The organism is Sphingopyxis sp. Q841 (assembly GCF_052384365.1).
In the GTDB taxonomy this organism is placed as follows: Bacteria; Pseudomonadota; Alphaproteobacteria; order Sphingomonadales; family Sphingomonadaceae; genus Sphingopyxis; species Sphingopyxis terrae_A.
Map to the genome: position 1 here is coordinate 354,205 of NZ_JBQSUM010000001.1, position 21,817 is coordinate 376,021.

General features: G+C 65.2%; 18 protein-coding genes and 1 pseudogene. 4 read left to right on the forward strand and 15 right to left on the reverse strand.

What is annotated here, in order from left to right:
• The 3 genes from ACT17R_RS01830 to ACT17R_RS01840 form a co-directional block, all read right to left on the reverse strand.
• A complete protein-coding gene (locus tag ACT17R_RS01830) occupies positions 1 to 1,155 on the reverse strand; it encodes a dipeptidase (protein ID WP_444808864.1) in 1,155 nt (384 codons plus the stop codon).
• Between the two features lie 88 nt (positions 1,156 to 1,243).
• Positions 1,244 to 2,254 carry a dipeptide epimerase gene (locus tag ACT17R_RS01835; RefSeq protein ID WP_222103021.1) on the reverse strand — a complete coding sequence of 337 codons (1,011 nt, stop codon included), beginning with the start codon at positions 2,252 to 2,254 and terminating at the stop codon, positions 1,244 to 1,246.
• Positions 2,254 to 4,230, reverse strand: a complete 1,977-nt coding sequence (locus tag ACT17R_RS01840) for a serine hydrolase domain-containing protein (RefSeq protein ID WP_062903254.1) — start codon at positions 4,228 to 4,230, stop codon at positions 2,254 to 2,256. Before ACT17R_RS01840 ends, ACT17R_RS01835 begins: the two co-directional genes overlap by 1 nt.
• 144 nt (positions 4,231 to 4,374) lie before the next feature.
• Here ACT17R_RS01840 and ACT17R_RS01845 point away from each other — a divergent pair, with 144 nt between their 5' ends.
• Together ACT17R_RS01845 and ACT17R_RS01850 are read left to right on the forward strand one after the other, a co-directional pair.
• Positions 4,375 to 4,998, forward strand: coding sequence for a helix-turn-helix domain-containing protein (locus ACT17R_RS01845; RefSeq protein WP_062765817.1), 624 nt, complete (start codon positions 4,375 to 4,377; stop codon positions 4,996 to 4,998).
• The gene (locus tag ACT17R_RS01850; RefSeq protein WP_062902802.1) at positions 4,991 to 6,688 is read left to right on the forward strand and encodes an N-acyl-D-amino-acid deacylase family protein; all 1,698 of its coding nucleotides are present in this window, start codon (positions 4,991 to 4,993) and stop codon (positions 6,686 to 6,688) included. Before ACT17R_RS01845 ends, ACT17R_RS01850 begins: the two co-directional genes overlap by 8 nt.
• Before the next feature lie 75 nt (positions 6,689 to 6,763).
• Here the strand turns inward: ACT17R_RS01850 and ACT17R_RS01855 are convergent, their stop codons facing one another.
• Entirely contained in the window at positions 6,764 to 7,111 is a 348-nt protein-coding gene (locus tag ACT17R_RS01855) for an EF-hand domain-containing protein (protein ID WP_133058461.1), read from the reverse strand.
• A 131-nt stretch (positions 7,112 to 7,242) separates the two neighbouring features.
• Positions 7,243 to 8,220 (reverse strand): NADPH:quinone oxidoreductase family protein, encoded by a 978-nt coding sequence (locus ACT17R_RS01860; RefSeq protein WP_444808865.1) that lies wholly within the window; start codon positions 8,218 to 8,220, stop codon positions 7,243 to 7,245.
• 68 nt (positions 8,221 to 8,288) lie between these two features.
• On the opposite strand from ACT17R_RS01860, the pseudogene ACT17R_RS01865 reads away from it, so the two are divergent.
• Positions 8,289 to 8,856, forward strand: a pseudogene (locus ACT17R_RS01865) (glycoside hydrolase family 108 protein).
• Between the two features lie 64 nt (positions 8,857 to 8,920).
• Positions 8,921 to 9,334: a holin family protein gene (locus tag ACT17R_RS01870; RefSeq protein WP_186402348.1), complete on the forward strand. Its 414-nt coding sequence runs from the start codon at positions 8,921 to 8,923 to the stop codon at positions 9,332 to 9,334.
• A gap of 120 nt (positions 9,335 to 9,454) precedes the next feature.
• Here ACT17R_RS01870 and ACT17R_RS01875 read toward each other — a convergent pair whose 3' ends face one another.
• The 10 genes from ACT17R_RS01875 to ACT17R_RS01920 all read right to left on the reverse strand — a co-directional run bounded on the left by ACT17R_RS01875 (position 9,455) and on the right by ACT17R_RS01920 (position 21,809).
• On the reverse strand, positions 9,455 to 9,943 hold the full coding sequence (locus tag ACT17R_RS01875) for an SRPBCC family protein (protein ID WP_444808866.1): 489 nt from the start codon (positions 9,941 to 9,943) through the stop codon (positions 9,455 to 9,457).
• 11 nt (positions 9,944 to 9,954) lie between these two features.
• Positions 9,955 to 12,609 carry an alanine--tRNA ligase gene (gene alaS / locus ACT17R_RS01880; protein WP_444808867.1) on the reverse strand — a complete coding sequence of 885 codons (2,655 nt, stop codon included), beginning with the start codon at positions 12,607 to 12,609 and terminating at the stop codon, positions 9,955 to 9,957.
• Positions 12,610 to 12,660: 51 nt separating this feature from the next.
• Positions 12,661 to 13,395 carry a hypothetical protein gene (locus ACT17R_RS01885; RefSeq protein ID WP_444808868.1) on the reverse strand — a complete coding sequence of 245 codons (735 nt, stop codon included), beginning with the start codon at positions 13,393 to 13,395 and terminating at the stop codon, positions 12,661 to 12,663.
• Between the two features lie 108 nt (positions 13,396 to 13,503).
• Complete coding sequence (locus ACT17R_RS01890) at positions 13,504 to 14,070, reverse strand: hypothetical protein (protein WP_238929690.1); 567 nt, start codon at positions 14,068 to 14,070, stop codon at positions 13,504 to 13,506.
• Positions 14,071 to 14,083: 13 nt separating this feature from the next.
• Positions 14,084 to 14,707, reverse strand: a complete 624-nt coding sequence (locus tag ACT17R_RS01895; protein WP_062902810.1) for a glutathione S-transferase family protein — start codon at positions 14,705 to 14,707, stop codon at positions 14,084 to 14,086.
• 12 nt (positions 14,708 to 14,719) lie between these two features.
• Positions 14,720 to 15,535: an agmatinase family protein gene (locus ACT17R_RS01900; RefSeq protein ID WP_263587472.1), complete on the reverse strand. Its 816-nt coding sequence runs from the start codon at positions 15,533 to 15,535 to the stop codon at positions 14,720 to 14,722.
• Between the two features lie 206 nt (positions 15,536 to 15,741).
• The gene (gene recA, locus ACT17R_RS01905) at positions 15,742 to 16,818 is read right to left on the reverse strand and encodes a recombinase RecA (RefSeq protein WP_003050311.1); all 1,077 of its coding nucleotides are present in this window, start codon (positions 16,816 to 16,818) and stop codon (positions 15,742 to 15,744) included.
• Between the two features lie 122 nt (positions 16,819 to 16,940).
• A complete protein-coding gene (locus tag ACT17R_RS01910; protein WP_062902812.1) occupies positions 16,941 to 17,294 on the reverse strand; it encodes a response regulator in 354 nt (117 codons plus the stop codon).
• Positions 17,287 to 19,686, reverse strand: a complete 2,400-nt coding sequence (locus ACT17R_RS01915) for a hybrid sensor histidine kinase/response regulator (protein ID WP_062902813.1) — start codon at positions 19,684 to 19,686, stop codon at positions 17,287 to 17,289. The genes ACT17R_RS01910 and ACT17R_RS01915 overlap by 8 nt, the downstream gene beginning before the upstream one ends.
• Positions 19,687 to 19,757: 71 nt before the next feature.
• Positions 19,758 to 21,809 (reverse strand): M13 family metallopeptidase, encoded by a 2,052-nt coding sequence (locus tag ACT17R_RS01920; RefSeq protein WP_263587473.1) that lies wholly within the window; start codon positions 21,807 to 21,809, stop codon positions 19,758 to 19,760.
• Between the last annotated feature and the right edge of the window lie 8 nt (positions 21,810 to 21,817).

Genomic DNA, 21,817 nt, shown 5'->3' on the forward strand with positions numbered 1-21,817 from the left:
TTACCCCCACACTTGCGCGAGCAGGCGGCGGAAATTGCCCCCCAGCACCGCGCGGATGTTATCGTCCGAATAGCCGCGACGGATCAGTTCCTCGGTCAGGTCGAAGACCTTGAGCGGGTGGTCGAAACCGTCGATGTCGATCTTGTCGCGAAAGGCATAGCTGTCCTTGTAGCTTGCCTTCAGCGCCGCATATTCCGCCGGCGCCATGTCGTCATAGCCGTTGAGGTCGGCGTCGGACCCGATGCCGACATGCTCGATCCCGACCAGCTTGGCGACATGGTCGATATGATCGGCCATATGGCCGACATTGGTGGGGTCGCTCGCGCGGACGAACATCCGCACTCCGGTGATCCCCATAACCCCACCCTTGGCGGCGAGCGCCTTGATTGCCTCGTCGGTCTTGACCCGCGGATGGTCGACCAGCGCGCGCGCATTGCTGTGGGTGATCGCGATCGGCCCCTTGGCGAGCGCGATCGCGTCGAGCGTGGTGCGGTCGCCGCAATGCGACACGTCGATCAGAATCTTCGCCCGCTCCATCGCGTCGATGATCGCCGCGCCATAGTCGCTGACCCCGCCATCGACCCGGTCGGTGCTGCCCGACCCGATGCGGTTCTGGCTGTTATAGGTGAGTTGCGCGCAGCGCAGGCCCAGCCGGCGAAAGACCGCGACATCCTCGACGCTGTCGAACTGGTCGGCATTCTGGATGCCCATGATGACCGCGCATTTACGCATCGCCTTTGCGCTGTCGAGGTCGTCCACCGTGTCGACGAGCGAAAAGACATGGCCGTTGCGGCCGACGAAGCCCTGCCACCCCGCCATATATTCCATTGCCTGCGCCCGCGCATCGGGACCACCCAGGCCGAAGCTGTTGTGGAAGCCGGTGATGCCGCTCGCCCGAAACTCCCCCGCCTCGGCATCGGTGAGGCGGTGCGCGATATAATCGGGGGCCATCGTGATCTTGAGCGGCGCGAGCATGTCGATCACGAGCGAAGCAGCGACCAGATCGACCGCGCGCGTCGAATAGCTGCGCGCCGGCGTTGCGGCGAAGGCATAGGCGCCGCGTCCGATCATCGGCGCTGCGATCGTCGCAGACAAGGCTGTCCCGACCGCGCCCGCCACAAAGGCGCGGCGCGTCGCCGGAAATGACGCGGTCATTCCACCCTCCACCTCAAGAAAATTTCATTTTCAAGACTATTGTCCTAATCAGAAAATTGTCAACCCATTTAGGACAGGAAAATTCATATCAGCCGCCACCCCAAAGGCTCGGCGGACAATGGATCTTGCCGTCGCGATAGGTGACGCCGGGCTCGCGGTCGCGCGCGAGGAACGTCGGCCCGTCGAGGTCGACGATGTCGCAGAGCTGCCCCACGAGGTAGGATGGCGCCATCGACAGGCTGGTACCCATCATATTGCCCACCATCACGTCGAGCCCTAACCGCCGCGCCTGCCGCGCGATCGCCAGCCCCTCGGTCAGCCCGCCGCACTTGTCGAGCTTGATATTGACGACATCGAAGCGCCCGACGAGCGAGGCGGTGTCGGCGAGCGACAGCGCGCTTTCGTCGGCAACGAAAGGCAAGGGCCGCTTGACCCCGTCGAGGTCGGCCTCGCGCCCGCGCCGCAGCGGCTGTTCGAGCTGCGCGATGCGATGCGCGACGAGCAGCGGCAACAGATCGCCCAGCGTAGCGCGATCATAACCCTGATTGGCATCGACGCCGATCCACGCATGCGGCCGCGCCGCGCGGATCGCGGCGATGCGCGCTGCGTCAAGGTCGACCTCGCCCGTCAGCTTTACCTTCACCGGCGCGTGCGGGTCGATCGCCAGCGCGGCGGCGGCCATCGCTTCGGGGCTGTCGGCGCCGAGCGTCAGCGTCGAGCGCAGCGCGCGCGGCGGGTCGAGCCCGGCCAATTCCCAAACGGGCTTGCCCGCACGCCGGGCCTCGAGATCCCAGAAGGCGCAGTCGATCGCGTTGCGCGCGCCGCCGGGGGGCAGCAGATGCTGCAGATCCTCGCGCGTCGCGCCGCCTTCGATCGCGGGCCGCACCCGCGTCGCTTCGGCGAGCATATGGTCGATATCGTCGCCGAGGTAATAAACCCCCGCCCCCTCGCCGCGGCCCTCATGGCGGCCGTCGGACAGGGTGGCGACGAGCAGCGCAGTCTCGGTGAACACATGGCCCGCGATGCGGAACGGCTGGTGATAGGGAAAACGCTCGACGCGAAGGTCGAGCGTCAGTCCGGTCATGACATCGGCCGTCATCAGTAGACCATGCCGAAGCCATAGAGGTGGAAGTGCAGCGTCAGCCAGACGAGCACCAGCGCCGACAGCAGCAACAGCACCGCCCCCAGCTTCATCGTCCAGCGGCGCTTGTCCTTGATGCACAGCCACAGGTGCCACGCGCTCGTCGCCAACAGGCCAAGGCTGGCGATCGGCGTCAGCACGCGCAGCAGGATGATCAGCCAGTCGAGCGGGCCGCCGACGCTCCCGATATCGCCCGAGAAGGTGACGATGAACATCGCCCATCCGGCGACCGCCGCGATGACGAGCCACGCGAACAGCCGCGACAGCCGCCACGCGCGCCGCGCCTGGCCTTCGAGCGCAAAGGTCGCGCCATAGCTGCGGCGGACCAGCGCGCGCACCGGCCACGCGAGCGCCGCAAGCAGCACGAGCAGCAGCGCTGCGATCAGCGCCGGGTTCAGCCAGGCGACATTTTCGCCCGCCGGGGCCGGCCAGAAGACCATGAAGGGCGACGCGGCATCCAGGCTGATGCGCACGACGCGTCCGTCCTTGACCTCGGCAGCGAGCCGTTCGCCGGTGCCGGTGTCGCGCCACACAAAGGGCTCGACTTCGACCCAGTCGCGCGGTCCGGCGCTCAGCCCGTCGAGCGCGGGCATCGCGATCTTGCCGTCGGTTCCGACCACGATCTGCGCCTGGCCGAGCAGGCCGAACAGGCTCATGAAATTGGTGAAGGACCCGCGGCTCGACACATAATGGCCGGCCAGCATCGCGGCATGGTCGCGCGCAGTCTTTTCATCGACCTGTCCGGGCTTGGGCGTGCCGGGCAGATAGCGGTCGGCGAACTGGTGGAACAGCGCGCTGCGGATCGCGCCCGCTGCGCCTTCCTTGCCGGGGCTGTTCATCGACACGAACAAGCCGATGTCCGAATCGGGGAACAGCCACAGATAGCTGTGGAACCATTCGGTATCGCCGCCGTGCGCGATCGCGCGATGCCCGTTGACCCATTGTTCGTAGAAGCCGAGCGCCATGCTGTTGAGCGGGCCGACGCCGGGCGCCTTGTAATCGTGCATCAGCTTCGCCGTCTCGGGCTTCAGCAGCACGCCGCCGTTGTTCAGATGCGCCATCATGAACTTGCCCATGTCGCCGCCCGACGCCGACAGGCTGCCCGCGGGGGCCGGCACGACGATTTCGAAGGGCTTGGCCTTGTCGGTCATCACGCGGTAGCCGCTCGACATGAAGGGCGCGAGCGCGGCCGGCAGCGGCTGGCGGAAGCTCGCATATTTCATGCCCAGCGGCGCAAAAATGTGCCGATCGATATAATCATCGAAGGATTCGCCGCTGGTGCGCTGAACGATGTATCCGGCCAGCGCGGTCGCATAGTTGGAATAGGCGGGCGTGCTTCCCGGCGCAAAAACCCGCGCGGGCAGCGCTTCGCGCGCATAATCCTTCAGCGGCATCACCGCCTTGGGATCGCTGCTGATCAGATAGCGGATCGATTCTTCAAAGCCCGCGGTGTGCGTCATGATATTGCGCAGCGTCACCGGCTTGCCCTCGAAGGGCGGAATCTTGAAATCGAGATAGGTGTTCACATCCTTATCGAGGTCGAGCTTACCGGCTTCGACAAGCTGCATCACCGCGGTCCAGGTAAACAGCTTCGACACCGAACCGGGGCGAAACAGCGTCGTCGCGGGATCGACGGGCTTGCGCGACGCGACATCGGCAAAGCCATAGCCCTTCTGCAGCACCGTGCCGCCGCCGCGCACCACGACGACGACCGCACCGGCAACCTCGCCGCGCGCGAGCGCATAGGGCATGAAACCGTCGAGCCACGCCTCGACATCGGCGGCGTCGAGCTTGGCCGCGCCCGCGGGCGGCGGCGGCACGGCCGGCGTCTGCTCCGCCGGCTTGGCGGCAATCTGCTGCACCGGCCCCTGCGCGGCCAGCGGGACGGCCGCCAGCACTCCCAATCCTATCATAAGCTTGCGAAGGAAACGCATCGCTTTATCCCCCTTATCCGGCGCGCCGCGCGACATGCTTGCAGCGAGCCGCGAGACGCCTTACCAAGGGTCAGCAATAAGTGACCCAATGCGGACATAATGATCCTGATTGGAAAATTGTCAAATGAGGAATGGACCGACCCGATGACATCCCGATCGAATCCCCCGACGCTCGGCGAGGTCATGCGGGGAATTCGCACCCGAAATGGCTGGACGCTCAAGGAAATGAGCGCGCGCTCGGGCATCCCGGTATCGACGCTGTCGAAGGTCGAACATGACCGGCTGACGCTCAGCTACGACAAGCTGCAACAGCTCAGCCAGCGGCTCAACATCCGCATGTCCGACCTGTTCGCCGAAGATGCGGGGGACAGCGCGCCGCGCGTCACCGGCCGGCGCAGCGTCGGCACCATCGACACCGCGGTTCGCGTCACCACCGACAATTACGACTATCATTATCTCTGCACCGACCTGCGGCAAAAGCGCATGATCCCTATCATCACGCGCATCCGCGCGCGCAGTGCGAGCGAATTCGGCGAGCTCGTCCACCACCAGGGCGAGGAGTTCATCTATGTCATCGAAGGACGGATCGAAGTGCACAGCGAATTTTACGATCCCGTGGTCCTCGACGCGGGTCAGGGCATCTATATCGATTCGTCGATGGGTCACGCTTATGTCGTCGCCGACGGCTGCGACGAGGCGCTGGTCCTCGGCGTCTGCTCGAGCGCCGACGAAGGGTTGATGGATTCGCTGATGAGCCTCCATGCATAGCCGCTCGCCCTTCGTCGCGGCGCTGCTCGCCAGCTCGCTGCTCCTTTCGGCCTCGGCCGGCGCGCGCGGCGCGGCCCCTGCCTATGACGTCGTCATCCGCGGCGGGACGCTCTACGACGGTTCGGGCGCCGCCCCCGTCGTTGGCGATATCGCGCTGAAGGGCGACCGCATCGTCGCGGTCGGCACGGTCGCGGGCCGCGGCCGGACCGAGATCGACGCAAAGGGCATGGCTGTCGCGCCCGGCTTCATCAACATGCTGAGCTGGGCAACCGAATCGCTGATCGCCGACCCGCGCAGCCTCAGCGACATCCGCCAGGGCGTGACGCTCGAAGTGATGGGCGAAGGCTGGTCGATGGGCCCGTTCAACGCGACGATGAAGGCGCAGGAGACCGAGCGTCAGGGCGATATCAAATATGACATCAGCTGGACGACGCTGGGCGATTATTTCGCCTATCTCGAAAAGCGCGGCATTGCGCCCAATGTCGCGAGCTTCGTCGGTGCGGCGACAGTGCGCGTGCACGAACTGGGCGAAGGCGATGTTGATCCCACCCCCGAACAGCTCGCGCGGATGCGCGCGCTCGTCCGTCAGGCGATGGACGAAGGCGCGCTGGGGGTCGGCAGTTCGCTGATCTATGCCCCCGGCTCCTATGCCGAGACCGACGAACTCGTCGCGCTGACCAGCGAGGCGGCGCGCTGCGGCGGCATGTATATCAGTCATATGCGCTCGGAAGGCGACCGGCTTGAGGAAGCGGTCGACGAATTGATCGCCATCGCGCGCCGGTCGGGCGCGCCGGCGGAAATCTATCACCTCAAGATGGCCGGCCGCGCGAACTGGGACAAATTCGCGCCCGTCGTAGCGAAGATCGAGGCGGCGCGCGCCGCGGGAACGCGGATCACCGCCGACATGTACACCTATACCGCGGGCGCCACCGGGCTCGACGCCGCCATGCCGACCTGGGTTCAGGCGGGCGGACTGGAAGCGTGGATCGAGCGGCTGAAGGATCCGGCGATCCGCGCCCGCGTCGCGGCCGAAATGAAAAGTCCGGGCAGCGACTGGGAGAATCTCTACATCGGCGCGGGTGCCGACAAGATGATCCTGACAGGCTTCAAGAATGACGCGCTCAAGCCGCTCACCGGCAAGACGCTGGCCGAAGTGGCGGCGATGCGCGGAAAATCGCCCGAGGAAACCGCGATGGACCTTGTCGTCGAGGATGGCTCGCGCGTCGGGACCGTCTATTTCCTGATGTCGGAAGACAATGTCCGGCGCCAAATCCAGCTTCCCTGGATGAGCTTCGGCTCGGACGCCGCATCGCAGGCGGCCGAGGGCGTGTTTCTGAAGTCGGGCGCCCACCCACGCACCTATGGCAATTTCGCGCGCCTGCTCGGCCGCTATGTTCGCGACGAAAAGCTGATCCCGCTCGAAGAGGCGGTGCGGCGGCTGACCTCGCTCCCCGCGGGTAACCTCAACCTTCAGGATCGCGGCGCGCTGCGCCCCGGCTATTTCGGCGATGTCGTGATCTTCGATCCGGCGACTGTCGGCGACCGCGCGACCTTCGAAAAGCCGCACCAATATGCGACCGGCGTGCGCGATGTGTTCGTCAACGGTACCGCGGTGCTGCGCGGCGGCGACCCGACCGGCGCGACCCCGGGCAAGGCGGTACGCGGATCGGGCTGGAAGCGCTGCTCCTGATCGCGCGCGCATTGATTGGCGGTGATTGACCGGCGGCGGCCGAAACCGCCGCCGGCCCCGTTCAATTCAGTCTTTTCAGTTGGATTCGCTCTGATCGGCGCCGTCGGCGGGCGCTTCGGGCGGCGGGGCGGCCGCGCGCGCCTTGCGCATCGCTTCCATTTCGGCCTTGTCGACGAAGCCGTCGCCATTGGTGTCGAGCCGCTTCATCAGCGCATCGACCCGCTCGGGCGTCGCCATCGATGGCTCGCCCATGCGCTCGGCGCGCATTTGCATCATCTTCGCGATCTCGTCCTTGTCGAGCTTGCCGTCGCCATTGGCGTCCATCATCGCGAACATGCGTTCGCCATTATGCGCCGGCGGCTGCGCGTGCGCGGCCGGTATTGCAAGCATCAGCGGCGCGGCAATCGTCAGAAATTTTCTCACATGTCGTCCTTCACTATGGGCGGCAAAGCGCCGGGCACCCCGCGGCTCAATGACCCATGGTTTGTCGCAAAACTATACCAGTTGCGCCGTGGTGCCGCAGTCGCGGGCCAAAGCGCCGCCGCGCCCGCTCGTCAGGGCGTCAGCACGACCTTCCCCACCACCTCGCGCCGCTCGAGCATGGCAAACCCCGCGCGCCAATCGGCAAGATCGAGCACGGCGTGGACATGGGGGCGGATCGCCCCGCTCTCCGCCATTGCGTCGATTGCGACGATATTCTCGGCCCCGCGCTCGGGAAAGCGGCGGCCATATTCGCCCGCGCGCACCCCAACGACCGAAAAGCCCTTGATCAGCGGCATATTGACCGAAATCTCGGGAATCCGCCCCGATGCAAAGCCGACGACAAGCAAGCGGCCGCCGAAGGCGATGCAGCGCGTCGATTCGTCGAACACATCGCCGCCGACCGGGTCGAAGATGACTTCGGCGCCCCTCCCTTCCGTCAACGCCTTAACCGTCGCGCGAAAACCGGGCGCCGCCTCGATCACCGCGTCGGGTGTGTAAAGCGCGGCAATGGCATCGCGCTTCGCGGCGCTGCTTGCCGCCGCAATCACCCGCGCGCCCAGTCCGCGCGCCAGATCGACTGTCGCCAGGCCCACACCGCCCGCCGCGCCGTGGACCAGCACCCAGTCGCCGGGCGCGACCCGCGCGCAGCGGACGAGCGCGACATAGGCGGTCAGATAGGCGACCGGACACGCCGCCGCCGCCGCCCAGTCGAGCGCGGCGGGCTTGCGCCGCAGCGTCGCCGCCGGAACGATGCAATCTTCGGCCATCGCACCGAAACGATTGCCGCCGATCACCGCATCGCCGGGCGCCCAGCCTTCGACGCCCGCGCCCACCGCATCGACCTCACCCGAAAACTCCAGCCCCGGCACGAAGGGCAGCTCGGGTTTGAGCTGGTAGGCGCCGCGCGTCATCAGCAGGTCGGGAAAATTCACTGCTGCTGCCCGCACCCGCACCCGCACCTCGCCCGGCCCGGGTTCGGGTCGCGGCAGGTCGGCGATCGCGCAACCCGCGTGATCGGGCGCCAATTGGCTCACTTGCAGCGCGCGCATGAAAATCCTTTCCTACAATATTCCAATATGGTTCGTTTCAATATCTCAGTGAACCAAAGAAGCGAATCATGTCACTTGCCGACCTGCCCCGCCTTGCGATTGACGCATTGATCGATGCCCTCATCGACCGCGAAGGCGGATATGTAAACCACCCCGCCGATTGCGGCGGCCCGACCCGCCGGGGGATCACCGATGCCGTAGCGCGGGCGCAGGGCTATACGGGGCCGATGCGCGATCTGCCCCGCGCCGAGGCGGCCACCATCTATTGCCGCATCTATTGGCTGCGCCCCGCCTTCGATCGCATCGCCGCGCGCGCCGCGCATTGCGGCCGAGCCGTTAGATACCGGCGTCACATGGGTACCGCGATCGCCACTGGCGTTCTCCAGCGCGCACGCAACGCGCTCAACCGCACGGCGCGCGACTATCCCGATATCATGGTCGACCGCGCCATCGGCCCGCGCACGCTGTCGGCACTCGACGGTTCTTCTGAAAGCGCGCGGCAAGGGCGGCGTAACCGTGCTGCTGCGCGCGATGGAGGCGCTGCAGGGCGAACGCTACATCGCGCTCGCCGAACGCCGCCCGAGCCAGGAGGCATTTCTCTACGGCTGGCTCGCAAACCGCATCGGCGGCGGCTGATGAGTATCATCATACCGGGACGTACCGTGAACTTTGACAACTTCCAGCAAAAGGATCTGCAAATATGAGCATCATCGAAGGCCTGATCGGCCCCGTCGCCAAGCTGATCGACAAGATCATCCCCGACCCCGAAGCGCGCGACCGCGCCAAGCTCGAACTGCTGAAGCTCGAGGGCAGCCAGGAAATGGAGGCGATCAAAACGCGGATGACCGCGATCGTCGCCGAAGCGAACAGCACCGACCCCTGGACCAGCCGCGCGCGGCCCAGCTTCCTCTACGTCATGTATACGCTGCTTCTGTGGGCGATCCCGATGGGCCTGATCGCCGCCACGCGCCCCGACATGGCAAAGGGCATCGCAGAGGGCATGAACGCCTATCTCGCCGGCATCCCCGAACCGCTCTACGCGCTCTTCGGCACCGGCTACCTCGGCTACACCGCCGCCCGCGCATGGGGGAAAGCGAAAGGGGGGGAGGACTGAACCTTTCCAAGCCCTACTCTCAATTGTGTGTCCCCGTGAAGGCGGGGACCCATCTCCCGCCGGCTCGTAATTGCACTGCCGAATGATGGATCCCCGCCTTCGCGGGGATACAGGTCGCTATTAACTGGCCGCTCTTTCTCCCACCACCGCCGCCAGCTTCGCCAGCGACGACGTCAGCCCCGCCTCATGATCCTTCGCCGAAATCCCCGGCGGCACATGATGCGCATCGACCGTGACCAGCGTCCCGCCGCCCTTGCGCGACAGATACCAGTGCATCGCCATCGTGCCCGAAAAGCGGGGATCATCCGACACGAATTCGACCTCCCACACGATCAGCCGCCCGTCATCGAGCACCGGGATGTGCACCGCGACCAGATCGCTGTCATCGTCGCTCTTGGTCTCGACATCGGAGTCGGCGAAGGTCAGGCGCAGGCGGAACCCGCCGCCCTCGCGCAGATCGCTATGCTCGAATGCGCCCGTCGCGCCCTCGGGCGGTAGCCAGCGCGCCAGTTTTTCGGCGCTGGTAAAGGCCGCGAACACATCGACCAGCGGCGCGGCGATCAGCCTCTCGGCATGATCGGTGCGCCGCGTCTTCTTTGTCGGTTTCACGTCCCACCGTTTCAGGCGAGCGCGGCCTTGACCGCCGCGACGGCGTCGTCCGCCGCGCCGCCGTTCGGGCCGCCGCCCTGCGCCATGTCGGGACGGCCGCCGCCGCCCTGCCCGCCGAGCGCCGCAACCGCGACCTTGACCAGATCAACCGCGCTATGGCTGCCCGTCTTGTTGTCGGTCACGCCAACCGCGACCGACGCGCGGCCATCATTGACCGCGACGAGCATCGCGACGCCGCTGCCGACCTGCTTCTTGAGGCCATCGACCGTGCCGCGAAGTTCCTTGGGATCGAGCCCCTCGACGACCTGCGCCAGAAAGGCGACATCGCCGACCTGTTCGATCGCCGGACCCGCCGCCGCTCCGCCGCCCGCACCGCCGCCACCAAGCGCCAGCGCCTTCTTCGCGTCGGCCAGCTCGCGTTCGGCTTTCTTCAGCGCCTCGGCCATCGCGGCAACGCGCGCCGGCACCTCGTCGGGCGAGGTCTTGAGCGCCGCCGCCGCCGACTTCAGCGCCTCGTCGCGGCCCAGCAGCCACTGGCGCGCCGCCTCGCCGGTCAGCGCCTCGATACGCCGGACGCCCGACGAAACCGCGCTTTCGCTGATGATCTTGAACAAGGCGATGTCGCCCAGCGCCCGCACGTGCGTACCGCCGCACAGTTCGACCGAATAGCTATGCTCGTCGCCCTTGCCCATGCTGAGCACGCGCACCTCGTCGCCATATTTCTCGCCGAACAGCGCCATCGCCCCCGCTGCGATCGCGTCCTCGGGGGTCATGAGCCGCGTCGAGACGGGTTCGTTCGCCCGGATCTGCGCGTTCACATCGGCTTCGATCTGGGCGATTTCCTCCGGCGTCAGCGCCTTGGGGTGCGAAAAGTCGAACCGGAAACGATCCTCGGCAACCAGGCTGCCCTTCTGCGTGACATGCGCACCCAGACGGTTGCGCAGCGCGGCGTGGACAAGGTGCGTCGCGCTGTGGTTGGCGCGGATGCGATCGCGGCGCGCGGCATCGACCGACAGATGCACAGTGTCGCCGACTTTCAGCTTGCCCGCCTCCAGCTTCGCCTGATGCGTGTGCAGCCGGCCGAGCGGCTTGCCGGTATCCTCGACATTGGCCTTGGCGCCTTCCAGCGTTGTGATCGTTCCCGCGTCGCCCATCTGGCCGCCGCTTTCGCCATAAAAGGGCGTCTGATTGGTCAGCACGACCACCGTGTCGCCGGCTTCGGCGGTCTCGACCGGCTGGCCGTCCTTGACGATCGCGATCACCTCGCCCTCGCCCTCTGTCGAGGTGTAGCCGGTGAACTCGCTGCTGCCATTGGCTTCGGCAAGGTCGAACCAGATTTCATCCGACGCCTTTTCGCCGCTGCCCTTCCATGCCGCGCGCGCCGCTGCCTTCTGCTGCGCCATCGCCGCATCGAAGCCCGCGCGATCGACCGCGATACCCTGCGCCCGCAGCGCATCTTCGGTCAGGTCATAGGGAAAGCCGAAGGTGTCATAGAGCTTGAAGGCGACATCGCCGGGCAGCGTCGCGCCCTTGCCCATGCCCACGGTCGCCTCGTCGAGGAGCCGCAACCCCTTGTCGAGCGTCTGGCGGAACTTGACCTCCTCGCGCTCCAGCGTCTCGGCGATCAGCGCCTGCGCGCGGATCAGCTCGGGATAGGCCGCGCCCATCTCGGTCGTCAGCGCCGGGAGCAGTCGGTACATCAGCGGATCCTTGGCGCCGAGCAGGTGCGCGTGCCGCATCGCGCGCCGCATGATCCGGCGCAGCACATAACCGCGCCCTTCGTTCGACGGCAGCACGCCGTCGGCGATCAGGAAGCTCGATGCGCGCAGATGGTCGGCGATGACACGGTGGCTCGCCTGGCTTCCGCCCTCGGCGGCAACGCCGGTCAGATCGACCGACGCTGCGATCAGCGCCTTGAACGTGTCGATGTCGTAATTGTCGTGGACGCCCTGCATCACCGCCGCGATGCGTTCCAGCCCCATGCCGGTATCGATGCTCGGGCGCGGCAGGTCGACCCGCTGCCCATCCGGCATCTGCTCATATTGCATGAACACCAGATTCCAGATCTCGATGAAGCGGTCGCCATCCTCTTCGGGCGATCCCGGCGGGCCGCCCCAGATATGGTCGCCATGGTCGTAAAAGATTTCGCTGCACGGCCCGCACGGACCGGTGTCGCCCATCGACCAGAAATTGTCGCTCGTCGGGATACGGATGATCCGCTCTTCGGGAAGACCCGCAATCTTGCGCCACAGGTCGAACGCCTCGTCGTCGGTGTGATAGACGGTCGCGGTCAGCTTGTCGGCGGGCAGGCCCCAGGTCTTGTGAACCAGCGTCCAGGCATGGTCGATCGCCTGTTCCTTGAAATAGTCGCCGAAGGAGAAATTCCCCAGCATTTCAAAGAATGTATGATGCCGCGCCGTATAGCCGACATTGTCGAGATCGTTGTGCTTGCCGCCGGCGCGAACGCATTTCTGCGACGACGCGGCCGTGCTGTACGGACGCTTCTCCAGCCCGGTGAAGACATTCTTGAACGGCACCATGCCCGCGTTGACGAACATCAGCGTCGGGTCATTGAACGGCACCAGCGGTGCCGACGGTTCGATATGGTGGCCGGCCCCGGCAAAATAGTCGAGGAACGAGCGGCGGATGTCGTTGGTCGATGTCATGCGCGCGATCTAGTGCCGGATCGTCCGTTACTCAAGCACAGACGCGCAGCATCAGCGCTGGCAGAGCCGGTCGAGCTGCTGCCCGGTCAACCCCTGCTGGTTCACCAGCGCCTGCGAGATGAACTGCACATCATATTGGGCGATGCGATATTCGCCTTCGCGAACGCGCTGCACCAATATCCCGCCGCACGTTCCGGCAATCCCCGGATGATCGTCGAGCACCGAAAACAGGACATAGGCGCCGGGATATGCGGCGCCATCTGGATTGTTGCTCCACGCGACGAATTGCGGCGTCATCGATCCGTCGCCGGTCTGGAACTGCGTGGCGCCGGCATGCAGGTTTGCCCAGTCCTTCGGCGTGATTTCCGCCAGCGGGTCCATCATCGCGATCCCGGCCTGATCGCCGCGATCGAGCCGGTCGAGGAAGCGCGTCACAAAGCTGGTCGCCGCCGCCGTATCGGCGTCGCTCGCCTTCCAGTCCGCCGGAACGGGCTTGTAGGGATCGGTCGCGGGATCGTAGCAGAAGAATTTCTGCCGCAGATTTTCGATCATCATGACATTGCGGGTCGTATCGACGCGGCTGTCGAAATTATACCGGCCGAAACGCACCTTCATCTTGCCGCAGCGCTGCGCCGCAATCCGCTGGACCTCTTCCATCGTCGTCGTCAGCCGCGCCGCCTCGATATCGGCGACATCGGCGCTGAAACCACCCGCGGCCAGCTTCTCGACGCGAATTGCGGGCTCGCCCGCCGCCGCAAGCAACAGCGCCAATACCAGACCTGCCATAACCCCGAACTCCCCCCGCCTTCCGTCGATCGGATGACCGCAGGCCCATATTGCGGACAACGGGCGCGCGCCGCAAGTCCGATGAGGGCTGGCTCAGCGCCACTGCGCTCAAAAAGCGGTCGCGATGCCCTTGCCCAGATAGCAGGGAAGCTGATGCAGCACGTCGGCCTTGGGCACCCCGTCCTCGATCAGGGCAGGCGGCACTTCCGACGTATCGACGCGCACGACGGTGAAGGCGGCACGGGGCGCGCTGCGATGGACGACGACATAGCCGCAATCCATCGTGCCATCCTTGCGATCGCCGCGAAAATCGAACGCGGCATAAAGGCCGGGCGGCTGTCCCGCCGGGTCGGCATACCAGGTCAGGCGCAGGATGCGCAGCGTGCCATCGGCCCACAGCGCAGCCCGCTTGCGCAGGTTCATCTCCCATTCCAGCCGCGGGTTCGACGCCTGAAACGACAGGCGCAGCATCGCATAGGCCGCCTCATAGTCGCGCTTCGCCAACGCCATCGTGAACCCGGTGAAGCGGTCGATCGCGCCCTCCTCGTCGGCTGGGGCGGGCTCGAAGCTCTTACCCGCGGGTACCACGACGTCGCGCTCGACCCCGGGCCCCAGAACGGGCGGCGCGGCCGCCAACGGGGTCGCCGCTGTGAATAGTGCGGTCAGGAGCAGCACGCCAAACCGGCGATCAAAAGACAAAATAATCGCCCCCGCGTTCGCGCGCGCGCTGCCAGGCGGGGCGCGCGTGGCACGCCGCGACGAAGGCGGCGAGGCGCGGATAGCGATCGGCACCGTTCATCGCCGCAACCTCGGCCGGGAAGCTCAGCATGATGTCGGCAGCCGACAGGCGATCGCCGATGAAATGCCCGGCGTCGCCGATCTCGCTTTCGAGATAGGCGAAATGCGCGCCGAGCTGTTCGTCGATCCGCGGTCGCAGCGGCGCCGCAGCATCGCCGAGGCGGGCAACATAGAGATTGAGGAGAACAGGAGTCATGGCCGAACCTTCGGCAAAGTGCAGCAGCTCAAGGTGCCGGACATGATTGTCGGTGCCGCGCGGCGGGATCAAGGCGTCACCGCCATGGCGCTCGCACAAATATTCGACGATCGCGCCCGATTCCTGGATCACCCGCCCGTCGTCCTCGAGCAGCGGCGATTTGCCGAGCGGATGGACGGCTTTCAGCTCGGGCGGCGCGAGGTTGGTAACGGCGTCGCGCTGATAGTGGCGAATTTCGAATGGAGCGCCGATTTCCTCGAGCAGCCACAATATGCGCTGCGACCGGCTGTTGTTCAGATGGTGGACGATCAGGCTCATCGCATTCTCCTCTTATCCGCGCCAATATCCGTTGCGATCGATTAACGCCGCCAGCTCGCGCACCAGCTTGGCGCCGACAATAGCGGTCACGCCGCCGATGTCGCGGCCCGGATGATGTTCGACGATGTCCGCGCCGACGATCGGCGCGCACTGCCGGTGCAGCACCGCGAGCAGTTCGCGCACTGTCAGCCCGCCGGGCTCGGGATGCGCGACGCCGGGCGCCGCCGACGGATCGAGCCCGTCGAGGTCGATCGAGATATAGAGCGGGCCGCTCAGCACCGGCACCGCTTCGGGAACCAAGCCCGCCATCGGGACGATCTCGACGCCGAAGCGATCGGCTTGTGTGGCGCAATGGCGATTCAACGTGCGGATACCGACCTGGACCAACCGCGCGGCAAGGCCCGCTTCGCATATCCGGGCAAAGGGCGACGCATGGCTGCGCGGATTGCCGCCGAAGTCGTCGTACAAGTCGGGATGCGCGTCGATGTGCAGGATGTTGAGCGGACCGAAACAAGCGGCGGCGGCTTCGACGAGCGGAAATGTCACCGCATGATCGCCGCCGAGCGCGAGCGGAATTTCGCCATCCTCGTGCAGCATCGCGACATGGCGCCGGATCGCGGCATCGTCGTGTGCGACATGCTCGGTCAGCGGCAGGTCGCCATCGTCAGTGAAGGCGATATCCGTGCCGATTTCGGGACCTAGCTCGCTTGCCATATTGCCGCGATCGCTGCGCAGCGCCGCACGGATCGCCGCAGACCCGCCCGCCGCGCCGCGTTCGAAACTACTGTTGACGTCGGTCGGCAAACCGAAAAGGCGGATCGCGGGCATCGAGCCTGTGTAGTCCTTGCCCCTGAACACGCAAGCCGGGATGCGGTACACGCCCCCGCCAGCATGGTCAGCGGCGGCATGGTCAACGGCGGCCGGGCCGACCTGCCAAGAGAGGGGTCGGGCAGATCCAAGGAGGCGTGCCGGAGAGGCACGGACCCGCCGCCGTTCGCCGGCGAGCCGTATTGCGACGGCTCGCCGGATCCGGATTAGATATCGTCGTCGTCCGCGTCGGGTCCGGTCATCATCTCTTCGGCCACCGCATCGGTGCGGCTGCGGATCGCCTTTTCGAGCCGTTCCATCAGTTCGGGATTTTCGGTCAGGAAATTCTTCGCATTTTCGCGGCCCTGACCGATGCGGATCGAATCATAGCTGAACCAGGCGCCCGATTTTTCGACGAGACCGGCCTTGACCCCGAGGTCGAGAATTTCGCCGATCTTCGAAATGCCCTGCCCGTACATGATGTCGAATTCGACCTGCTTGAACGGGGGCGCGACCTTGTTCTTGACGACTTTGACACGCGTGGTGTTGCCGACGATTTCGTCGCGGTCCTTGATCTGGCCGGTGCGGCGGATATCGAGGCGGACCGAGGCGTAGAATTTGAGCGCATTGCCGCCCGTCGTCGTCTCGGGATTGCCGTACATCACGCCGATCTTCATGCGCAGCTGGTTGATGAAGATCACCATGCAGCGCGAACGGCTGATCGAGCCGGTGAGTTTGCGCAAGCTCTGCGACATCAGGCGCGCCTGAAGGCCGACATGGCTGTCGCCCATCTCGCCTTCGATTTCGGCGCGCGGGACGAGCGCGGCGACCGAGTCGACGACGAGCACGTCGATCGCATTCGAGCGCACCAGCGTATCGACGATTTCAAGCGCCTGTTCGCCCGTATCGGGCTGCGATACGATCAGCTCGTCAATGTTTACGCCCAGCTTCTTCGCATAGACGGGATCGAGCGCATGTTCGGCATCGACGAAAGCCGCGGTTCCGCCGGTCTTCTGCGCTTCGGCGATGCAATGCAGCGCGAGGGTGGTCTTGCCCGAGCTTTCGGGACCGTAGATTTCGATAACGCGGCCACGCGGCAGACCGCCGACGCCGAGCGCGATGTCGAGCCCGAGCGATCCGGTCGAGACCGCCTCGACCTGCATCGCTTCCTTCGATCCGAGCTTCATCACCGAGCCCTTGCCGAACGCGCGATCGATCTGCGCGAGTGCGGCGTCGAGCGCCTTCTGCCTGTCTGTGCTGTTCACTGATTTCCCCGATTCGACGAGTGATAATTGTCCGGCCATGACCGTTCCTTTCCAGCTCTAGAGCGAAGGCAGAACCACCGCAACGCCAGAGCTGTGTACGCTATTTGTTCTATAGGAACAAGTGGAGAACAAATATTTTTGCGCTATCGGCGAGGCGCGCGCTATTCCCCGAAAAAACCATCCAGAACGGCCTCGATTTCGGCGATACGGAACGGCTTCGTCACCAGCTTGCGGTTCGCATGCGGCGCGGGAATCACGTCGCCGCCGCCTGACGTGAAGGCAAAGGGAATCCCCCGCTCCGCCAGCGCATCGGCGACCGGCCATCCCTTTTCGTCGCCCAGGTTGATATCGACGAGTGCGCCCGCCACCGGCTGCGACGCGACTACCGCGAGCGCTTCCTCGTTGGTCGTCGCCTGCGCCGGTTCGGGATAGCCGAGCGCGTCGAACATATCGACGAGCATCATGCCGATCAGGACATCGTCTTCGACAAGCAGGATCAACCTGTCTTCAGCCATGACCCACCCTATGCGCCGCATCGTCGAGCGCCATCGATACTGCTTCTGCAAGCTGCGCAACCGAGAAGGGCTTGGGCAGGAAGGCGACATCATCGATGTTGATCGACTGGCGCAACTGCTCCTCGGCATAGCCCGACATGAACAGCACCGGCAGGTTCGCCCGCTTGGCGCGCATCGCGCGGACCATCGTCGGCCCGTCCATCGTCGGCATCACAACGTCGCTGATCACCAGGTCAATCTTGTCCATCGCGGCGAAGCGTTCAAGCCCCTCTTCGCCCTGCGAAGCGGTAACGACCGTATAACCCGCGCGGGTCAGCGCCCGTTCGGCGACGGCCCGCACCATATCCTCGTCCTCGACGAGAAGGATGGTACCGGTGCCCCACTGGCTTTTCTTCGCCTTCGCAGCCGGCGGCGGCGTTGCCGGCACGCCGCTTTCGGCTCGGTGGACCGGCAGGTAAATGGTGAAGCTGGTCCCCGCGCCCGGTTTGCTGTCGGCAAAGATAAAGCCCGCCGATTGTTTGATGATGCCATAGACCGTCGACAGTCCCAGCCCTGTCCCCTTGCCGACATCTTTGGTCGTGAAAAAGGGTTCGAAAATTTTAGGCAGCACTTCGGCCGGAATGCCGGTCCCCGTATCGCCGACCTTCAGCGCGCTGTAATCGGCGGGCGGCATGAATTCATTGCCCATCTGGCGAACTTCAGCGGCGGAAACGGGATAGGTTTCGATCGTCAACGTCCCGCCGCCGGGCATCGCGTCGCGCGCATTGACCGCAAGGTTGATGATGACCTGCTCTAGCTGCCCGGGGTCGGCGCGCACCGCACCCAGCCCGCGGCCATGATGCACCGACAATTGCACCGTATCGCCGATCAGCCGCTTGAGCAGATGCGACACTTCCGAAATCACGTCGGGAAGCTGCAATATCTGCGGCCGCAACGTCTGCTGGCGCGAAAAGGCGAGCAACTGCCGCGTCAGGCTCGCCGCGCGGTTGGCGTTGCTACGGATTTGCTGAATATCGTCATAGTCGCTGTCGCCCGGCGTGTGCCGCATCAGCATCAGATCGCAGCTTCCGAGCACCGCGGTCAGGATATTGTTGAAATCATGCGCGACGCCGCCCGCAAGCTGGCCGACCGCCTGCATCTTCGATGCCTGCGCCACCTGCCGCTTGAGGCGCGACTCTTCGCTCGAATCCTTGAGGCTAAGCAGAACCGCCGCCTCGCCCAGCCCGCGCACGCCGACGACGCGCATCGACACCGGTTCGTCGCCTTGTCCGGCCAGCCGGATCGAGAGATCGCCGCCGACCTGCTGCCCGCTGCTGTGACGGCGGATCATGTCGGCGAGTGGTCCCTTGTCCTCGCCGACCACAAGATCGCCGGGGTAGCGCGGCCTCTTGCCATCGGCGACGCCCGCGGCGCGCATGAAAGCGCGGTTCATGTACAGAAAGCGCCCGTCGCGATCGACGAGCGCAAGCCCGAAGGGCAGCAGTGACAGCAGCGTTTCGATATAGCTTTGCGCGGTGCCGCGATCGGCGGGTCCGATCTCCTCGTCGAGCATGGCGAGCAGCATCGGCCCGTGCGTATCGGCCGGCGTCAGCGGGATTTGCAGCATCCGCACCGGCGTTGCCCGATCGCCCTCACGCGCAAAATAGAGCGCGCCGGCATCATCGAGCCGCAACATACCGGCGACATCGCGCCCCGCATAATGCAGCGCATCCTCTTCGCCGAGCGCGCGCAAAAGAAATGCCTGATTGGCAACGCGCAACCGGCCCTCGGCACTGACCAGCGCCGCCATCACCCCCGCCTGCGCCAACGTGCGCCCTGCGGGTCCGTCGAGGTGGCGGACGATCTCTCCTGCCAGATCGAGCCGTTCATGGGCCGAAAAGCGCCAGATGAGATAGTCTTCGGCCTGCCCCGATCGCAGCACTTGTGCACGAAGTTGCAAGGGCCCGACTGCGATTTCATCGACCCCGCCCTCACCTTCCCGCCACGCGGTCCGGCCCGCATTTTTGAGCAGCTCGGCGCCGCGCCCTTCGAGCGGCAGGCCCGGCGGCGTGACGAAGCCGCCCATCCATGTCGCGAACAGGTCGTTCGCACAGACGAGGCGTCCGGCCCGGTCGGTGATCGCAATCGCAATATCGTCATGATTGACCGCGGCGCGCAGCATCGACCAATCGGTCGGCGCCGCCTCGCCCACCGCGGCCGCCGGAAACAGACGCCGCGCGAGGATCATGCCGCCCGCCGCGAGCGCGAGTCCGGCAAGGAAACCGGCGGCAAGCACCGCGTCGCCGGTGGCCCAGAACAACAGCCCGACCGACACCAGCGCGAGGCCGCCGAGCAGCGCAAGGTCGATCCGGGAAAGCCCTTGAATTGCGGAAAGCGGACCGGCAGCGCCCACCCCCCTGCTGAAATCGGTATCAGCGGAAGGCAGGCTCTGCGCGGTCAATTCACACTTTCCCAGTCAGCGCATCACCAGATGCGAACACGATCCTTCGGATCCAGATAGAGCGTCTGGCCCGGCTTAACCTGATAGGCCTTATACCAAGGGTCAAGATTGCGCGAGACCCAAGTCCGCTGGATCGAGGGCGAATGCGGATCGGTCGAAATGCGCTGCGACAGATTCTGTTCGCGATAGTTGCGCCGCCATACCTGCGCCCAGCCGAGGAAAAAGCGCTGGTCGCCGGTCAGCCCGTCGATCACCGGCGCCTCCTTGCCGCCCAGCGACGCCTTGTAAGCGTCATAGGCGATGTTGAGGCCGGCGAGATCGCCGATATTCTCACCCAGCGTGAAGGTGCCGTCGAGATGCTCGCCCGGCAGCACTTCATAGGCGTCATATTGCGCGACGAGCGCCTTGCTCGCCGCTTCGAACGCCTTCACATCCTCGGGCGTCCACCAGTCGGCGAGTTTGCCGGTTTCGTCATATTTCGAACCCTGGTCGTCGAAATGGTGGCTGATCTCATGGCCGATCACCGCGCCGATGCCGCCATAGTTGATTGCGGGGTCGGCCTTCGGATCGAAGAAGGGCGGCTGCAGGATTGCGGCCGGGAAGACGATCTCGTTCATGCCGAAATTGGCGTAGGCATTGACCGTCATCGGGGTCATGCCCCATTCCCAGCGCCGGATCGGACCGCCGAGACGGCTGATATTGTCGTCATGCTGCCACTGGTTGGCGCGCAGCGCGTTACCAAACAGGTCGTCGGCCCGGATCTCCAGCGATCCATAATCCTTCCAGCGATCGGGATAGCCGATCTTGGTCGTGAAATTGGCCAGCTTCTTCTTCGCCTTCACCTTAGTTTCGGGCTGCATCCACGCAAGATTGTCGATGCGGTGGCCGAGCGCCGCGATGACATTCTTGACCAGCTTGTCCATTTCCGCCTTGGTTTCTGGCGGGAAATATTTCGCGACATAATCCTTGCCGACCGCTTCACCCAGATTGCCGGTCGTGAAATCGACCGCGCGCTTCCAGCGCTCCTGCATCTGCGGCGTTCCCGACAGCGCGGTGCCATAGAAGGAGAAGGCTTCCTTCGCGACCGCATCGGGCAGCACGTCCGAAAAGCCGTCGAGGCTGCGGACGAGCAGCGCGTCGCGCAGCACGCCGATCGGCGCGTCGGCAATCAGCTTCGCCTCGCCGGTGAAGGCGCTCGGCTGCGACACGAGCAGCGCGTCTTCCTTGACGCCGATGCCGCGAACAAAGGTCGTCCAGTCGAAGCCCGGCGCCGCCTTTTCCAGTTCGGCAAGCGTCATCTTGTTATAGACCTTGGTGGCGTCGCTGCTGTCATTCTTGTCCCAATGGACCGTCGCGATCTGCTTTTCGAAGGCATAGACTGCCTGCGCCCGCGCCGCGGCGTCCTGTTCGCCTGCCAGCGTCAGGACATTTTCCAGATGCTTGAGGTAAGCCGCCTGCAGCTTGGCGTTGCGCTCATTGTCCTTCAGGTAGAAGTCGCGATCGGGCATGCCGAGGCCGCCCTGGAACATCGTGTAGATGTAGACGTCGGGATTCTTGTCGTCCTGCCCGACATAGCCGCCGAAGAAGTGCGAGACGCCGTTGCGGTCGGCTTCGGCGAGCAACGCGGCAAGGCCCGGTTTGTCGACGGTGCGGATCTTCGCGAGCCACGGCTGGATCGGGGCAAGCCCCTTCGCCTCGACCGACGCCGAATCGAGATAGGAGGCATAGGCGCGTCCGATCATGCTGCTCGGATCGCCCTTCGCCGCTTCGAGAATCTCCTGCGTGCGCTTTTGCGACAGATCGGCAAGCGCGGTGAACATGCCATAGTTGGACTTGTCCGCCGGGATCGCGGTGTTCTTGGCCCAGGTGCCATTGGCATAGGCGTAGAAGTCGTTGCCGGGCAGCACGCTCTTGTCCATGCCGGTCGTGTCGAAGCCGAAATCGCCGATTTCGGGCTTGTCGGCCTTGGCCGAGGCGGCGGCCTGCTCCTTGGCCGAAACCGAAACCGCCGGCGCCATGCCGAACAGTATCGCGCCCAGCGCGGCGGTCGCCATCAGGCGCGAAGAATGCGTCATACGTGTCA

What these genes read in the sequence shown, in the direction of transcription:
- ACT17R_RS01885 (WP_444808868.1), bottom strand. Translation starts at nt 13,395, where the DNA reads ATGGCAGGTCTGGTATTGGCGCTGTTGCTTGCGGCGGCGGGCGAGCCC.
- ACT17R_RS01845 (WP_062765817.1), top strand. Translation starts at nt 4,375, where the DNA reads ATGACATCCCGATCGAATCCCCCGACGCTCGGCGAGGTCATGCGGGGA.
- ACT17R_RS01840 (WP_062903254.1), bottom strand. Translation starts at nt 4,230, where the DNA reads ATGCGTTTCCTTCGCAAGCTTATGATAGGATTGGGAGTGCTGGCGGCC.
- ACT17R_RS01850 (WP_062902802.1), top strand. Translation starts at nt 4,991, where the DNA reads ATGCATAGCCGCTCGCCCTTCGTCGCGGCGCTGCTCGCCAGCTCGCTG.
- ACT17R_RS01835 (WP_222103021.1), bottom strand. Translation starts at nt 2,254, where the DNA reads ATGACGGCCGATGTCATGACCGGACTGACGCTCGACCTTCGCGTCGAG.
- ACT17R_RS01920 (WP_263587473.1), bottom strand. Translation starts at nt 21,809, where the DNA reads ATGACGCATTCTTCGCGCCTGATGGCGACCGCCGCGCTGGGCGCGATA.
- ACT17R_RS01895 (WP_062902810.1), bottom strand. Translation starts at nt 14,707, where the DNA reads ATGAGCCTGATCGTCCACCATCTGAACAACAGCCGGTCGCAGCGCATA.
- alaS (WP_444808867.1), bottom strand. Translation starts at nt 12,609, where the DNA reads ATGACATCGACCAACGACATCCGCCGCTCGTTCCTCGACTATTTTGCC.
- ACT17R_RS01900 (WP_263587472.1), bottom strand. Translation starts at nt 15,535, where the DNA reads ATGCCCGCGATCCGCCTTTTCGGTTTGCCGACCGACGTCAACAGTAGT.
- ACT17R_RS01910 (WP_062902812.1), bottom strand. Translation starts at nt 17,294, where the DNA reads ATGGCTGAAGACAGGTTGATCCTGCTTGTCGAAGACGATGTCCTGATC.
- ACT17R_RS01870 (WP_186402348.1), top strand. Translation starts at nt 8,921, where the DNA reads ATGAGCATCATCGAAGGCCTGATCGGCCCCGTCGCCAAGCTGATCGAC.
- ACT17R_RS01860 (WP_444808865.1), bottom strand. Translation starts at nt 8,220, where the DNA reads ATGCGCGCGCTGCAAGTGAGCCAATTGGCGCCCGATCACGCGGGTTGC.
- ACT17R_RS01830 (WP_444808864.1), bottom strand. Translation starts at nt 1,155, where the DNA reads ATGACCGCGTCATTTCCGGCGACGCGCCGCGCCTTTGTGGCGGGCGCG.
- recA (WP_003050311.1), bottom strand. Translation starts at nt 16,818, where the DNA reads ATGGCCGGACAATTATCACTCGTCGAATCGGGGAAATCAGTGAACAGC.